The organism is Nocardia sp. NPDC127579 (assembly GCF_042672005.1).
Classification (GTDB): Bacteria; Actinomycetota; Actinomycetes; order Mycobacteriales; family Mycobacteriaceae; genus Nocardia.
This window is the reverse complement of record NZ_JBHXVZ010000010.1, coordinates 40179-44344: the sequence shown is the minus strand read 5'-3', so window position 1 is coordinate 44344 and position 4166 is coordinate 40179. Positions and strand designations below refer to the sequence as shown.

Annotated in this window: 4 protein-coding genes; all 4 read right to left on the bottom strand. The window is 61.1% G+C overall.

What is annotated here, in order from left to right; translation table 11 throughout:
• Positions 1-50: 50 nt before the first annotated feature.
• Positions 51-539 (bottom strand): YbaB/EbfC family nucleoid-associated protein, encoded by a 489-nt coding sequence (locus ACFVMC_RS28825; protein WP_379215409.1) that lies wholly within the window; start codon positions 537-539, stop codon positions 51-53.
• 54 nt (positions 540-593) lie between these two features.
• A complete protein-coding gene (locus tag ACFVMC_RS28820; protein ID WP_379215407.1) occupies positions 594-899 on the bottom strand; it encodes a hypothetical protein in 306 nt (101 codons plus the stop codon).
• 119 nt (positions 900-1018) lie between these two features.
• Positions 1019-1810, bottom strand: a complete 792-nt coding sequence (locus tag ACFVMC_RS28815) for an ESX secretion-associated protein EspG (RefSeq protein ID WP_379215406.1) — start codon at positions 1808-1810, stop codon at positions 1019-1021.
• Positions 1807-3813, bottom strand: a complete 2007-nt coding sequence (locus ACFVMC_RS28810; protein ID WP_379215404.1) for a hypothetical protein — start codon at positions 3811-3813, stop codon at positions 1807-1809. The genes ACFVMC_RS28815 and ACFVMC_RS28810 overlap by 4 nt, the downstream gene beginning before the upstream one ends.
• Positions 3814-4166 lie beyond the last annotated feature (353 nt).

The window sequence follows — 4166 nt, the reverse complement described above, 5'->3', positions numbered from 1 at the left end:
CCCATCCCCCCTTCACCCAGGCGGACGCGAATGACCACGCCACGCCCGGGTTACCAGGAGGAATCTGCAACTTCGCTGCCTTGGCTCTCGTCCGGATTCTCGACGTCGGTGAATTCCATTGGGGCGGCAGCCGCCCCACCGCTATCTCGCACCTCACGAACATCCACATCCACCGGCAGTTCCGGAGGGGCGGGTTCGGTCAGCGGCGCCGGCGGGGCGACCGGGATGTGCTCCTGAATATCGGGCAGCCCGGGAAGCAACTCCGACAGCTTGGGCAGACGGCCACGCGCCTCGACGACCGGCGCCGCGAGCTCACGGCTCTTCTCGGCGACCGCGGCGGCCGCTTTCTGCGCCGCGGCGGTGACCGCTTGCGCGAGCTCCTCCAGGTCCAAATCCGAACTATCGGCATCGAACCTGGTTGCGACGACGATGTTGTCGGCGTTCACCACAACGGTGACAGCCCCCTCGGCAGCGACACCCTCGGCAGTGAGCTGGGCACGTTGACGTTGCAGCTCCGCGATATCGCGCATCTGCTGCATGAACGCGTCCGACATCTGCGCCAGTTCGGCGGCGCCATCCCTGTTTCTCATCGATCAGTTGAAACCGCGAGTCGAATTGTGCTCACTGCCGTCCAACGCATCGGCAGCCACCGTCAGGTTGAGCGCAATATTGTCGCACGTCTTTCCAACGCTCACGCAGTTATCCGTCATGTTCTTACTGGTCGGCTCGAGCTGACCGGCCATCTCCAAACCGGGATCATCAGTGCCACAGGCCGGCTCGATCATGGTGTGTGTTGTCTTCGAATTGTCCGCGACGGCAAAAATGCGGTCAGCAAAGCTCGCAAACTTGGCAGCCAATTGCCGCAAACCCTCGGGGTCGACCTCGATGTTACCTGCCATTATCGAACCTCACCTCCGGAGTCGCGCCTGCTCGAATTGCATTGCGCCGCAACGATGCGGCTTCTAATTGTGACACGACAAGCCGGAAAACACCTCTCAAAGAACTGTAAAATCCACCGTCACAGGCGACTTCGCTCGTCCTTGATCGCGCGAACCACTGCGGCAATTTCGAAGTTCAGTCTGCCCGTCAGCCGTTCGCAATCCACACCGATGACCATCGGGGGATTGTCGGGAACCAGCAGGTACCGGCCGTCCTCGACCACGTCCCGCCATCCCAGCGTGCGCCCGACAACGCCGCGCGGGCCGAAGCGGGAGCGGCCCTGAGAAATCTCGATCTTGCCGAAGCCGGTCGGCGGCGCAGTCAGGAACTCCTCGACGCGGCCGCCCCAATGCGGTTCGTCATGACTCTCCCGAACCTCGGACTGGCCGAACTCGTAGTCGAGATCCACGTCGGGGGCAGCTGGGAGCACCACGTCGGGGCCACGTCCGGCGGTTGCCTCGGGCAGTCGAGCCACCACTGCGGCCGCCAACTCGAGTACATGGCATTCGGTAACGGTGAATCCGCCGCTGTGCGCGACGGTTTCGCCGGGCAGCTGAGTCACCAGATACGCGCGGTCGGCCTGGCGGACGGCGAGCAGACGCGTCCACGCGGTGGGATCCTCCAGATCGTAGGTTTCCCAGCCGCGCACGACCATCCGGATATCCGGCTGCGCCATAGCTCGAACCACATCACCGAGAAAGGGATCCGCGATGTCACGCAGCCGACCCCTTGCCAGCGCGAAAGCTCGGTCGGCCTCCTGGCTAGTTGTCACGCGGCTGGTATAGACGAACGGCGCCGGCAAACGCCGCTCCACCGCATCGCGCCAGAGCACGACGAACTCGATATCGGTCAGTTGCCAGGTGCGGTTCACTGCCCCACCACGGTTTGCGGCACCTCGGGCGCCAGCGGATCCTGGCGGCGACGCGGAACCGGCGGCGGGGTCGGCGGCGCGACCGGAGCAGACGACTGCGCATCCACGGGCGCAGTCCGCGGAGCCGTAGTCGACTCGCCCACAACGGCTCTCGTCATATCCAGCGCCTCGCCGAGCGCGTCGTCGACATTATCGGAGCGGTTCAGGTATTTCGCCCGCTGATGCTTGTTGTCGTCCTGGCCACCCTTGGCACCCGGCGTACCCGCCGCTCCTGGCGAACCGGGCATACCCGCTGATGTACCTGCCGAAATCTGCGATCCGGTCGATCCGAGCGACATCGCCGAGGTCGGCACGGACGCCCGCGGGAACAGCGATGAACTGTATGCGCCTTTCGGAGTGCTGGTTCCAGCACCAGCACCACTGACCGCACCACCGCCGCCACCTAGCCCCCTGGGCGTGTAGCTCGAAGTCGGGGTTTCCAAGCCCGTTGGCATGATGGGCAGCGCCGACGGAAGCGACTGACTCGCCGCTTGCTGCGCGGCACTCAACATGTCATTGACACCCTGCCCGAGCGTGCTCGCTCCCTGCGAAAGCGCCGACTGGAGGGCCTCCTGCTGCGCCCGCGCCTCCTGCTGCGCCGCAGCTTCCTCCTGGGCCTGTTCATACTCCGCCAGCTGGGCTGCCTGCGCCTTCGCGTACTCCTCCTGCTGGGCCGCCAGATCATCACCGTACGAGGATCCGGCAGTCGACAACAAGGGACCGGTACCACCACCTCCGCCCGACCACCCGTTCCCGCCGCCCCCGGCATTGCCTTTATCCCCCCCATTGACATTCGGAAGATCAACACCACCGCCCACCAGGGTTTTCGGTGGAGCAATTTCGGGCAGGTATTCAGCGAGCGCCGTCATCGGGGTATAGTAAAGATTCTCGTAGGCCTCCTTGTACCGATCCATCTCAGCGGTATCAAGAACCAACCCCGCCTCGTCCCATCTGGTATTGAAATCTCTCAACCAGGAGACGAACTGATCCTCATGCGTATATGGCGGATTAGGGTCGTCTGGCATCGCATCCATAGTATCTGCAAGAATACGCGATGCGTACGAATAGTTATCCGCCAATGAATACGCAGCACTGGCCATTTGTTTGAGATCGTCAACATGTGAAGTGATAGCCGCAGCGGCATAGACTGCAGCCTCCCCAGCCCAGTTATTGTTGATGACATACTCCAGTTGATACCTGAAGTCCTCGCATACGTTCGTTTCCAGCGATCGCGCGATTGCTGTCCAATATCCACCGACTATACCGAGCTCTTGCGGTGCACTAGCGGTATCTACAAGGCCAAAACTTCGAGTTTTCAGAGCATTTCCAACATCATAGAGCTTCTGGTACAACATGTTGTCTGGATCCCCAAACGAAATTGCACCCGATTGCCTCAGGGTGTAGCTCTCCATATTCTCGGTGACTTCGACGATTCCCGGATCGGCTCCAGAGTAGAGACTTGCCGCAGTAGATCCCGGCGGTGCCGCATCGATACTGATAGACGATTCCTCAGGCAATGTGGCTGCGCCAAAATCTGCAGCACTCATATCCTCCATCTCCCGGTATGCAGTCTCGGCCGCCACAAACAACTCCGAAAGACTCTCGGCAACCTCGATATTTGTCTTGAGTGCGGTGTCATTAAACTTTGTAGCAGCCTCATCGAGACAGCGCACATACTCGGTCAAGCCAGGCGGGGCATACCACCCCAAGTCGCCGAACGTATCCCAACTGGCTCCCAGACACTCCTTCTGGACGAATTCACGAATTGTGTACAGGACTTCAACCACCCCGGCGACGAGCTCGGCACACACCAGAGCCGTACCACCCACCATCCACAACGTGGGGTCATCAGCCGAAGCCGCCTCGGTCAGGCCGTTCAACCCAGCGAGCCCAGCCGATGCAGGATCATAGGCCCCCGAGGAGTCATAAGTCACCCCGGGAGTCGTCGACATTTCCTCGCCCACTGATCAACTCCTGACTACGTCACCGGCCCCCGAAACACCGAACCATTTCGATTCGGGGCGATGACGATGACGATGAACGCTGCGTCAAGTCCACTCAGCCCGCGATCCGCTGTCAACAGAATTAGTTCGAGCAGGCAGACTTCTTACAGTCCATTGACCAACATCGCACCTCCGGGTCTCCGCGCGAGACTAGCACCAGCCGGATCGACACAGCTTTCCCAACCGTGAGAATAGTGTCGACAAGGAACTCTTACAGCTAGCTCGGCCGCAGCCTCCTCAAAGAACTGTAAAATCTCACCGGCAGGCACAACAGCTCGCCCGTTTTGCAATTCTATGAGGTAGCAGCAACGGAT

Bases quoted from the DNA above. Each gene is read 5' to 3' on its own strand.
- ACFVMC_RS28825 (WP_379215409.1), bottom strand. From the start codon at position 539: ATGCAGCAGATGCGCGATATCGCGGAGCTGCAACGTCAACGTGCCCAG.
- ACFVMC_RS28820 (WP_379215407.1), bottom strand. From the start codon at position 899: ATGGCAGGTAACATCGAGGTCGACCCCGAGGGTTTGCGGCAATTGGCT.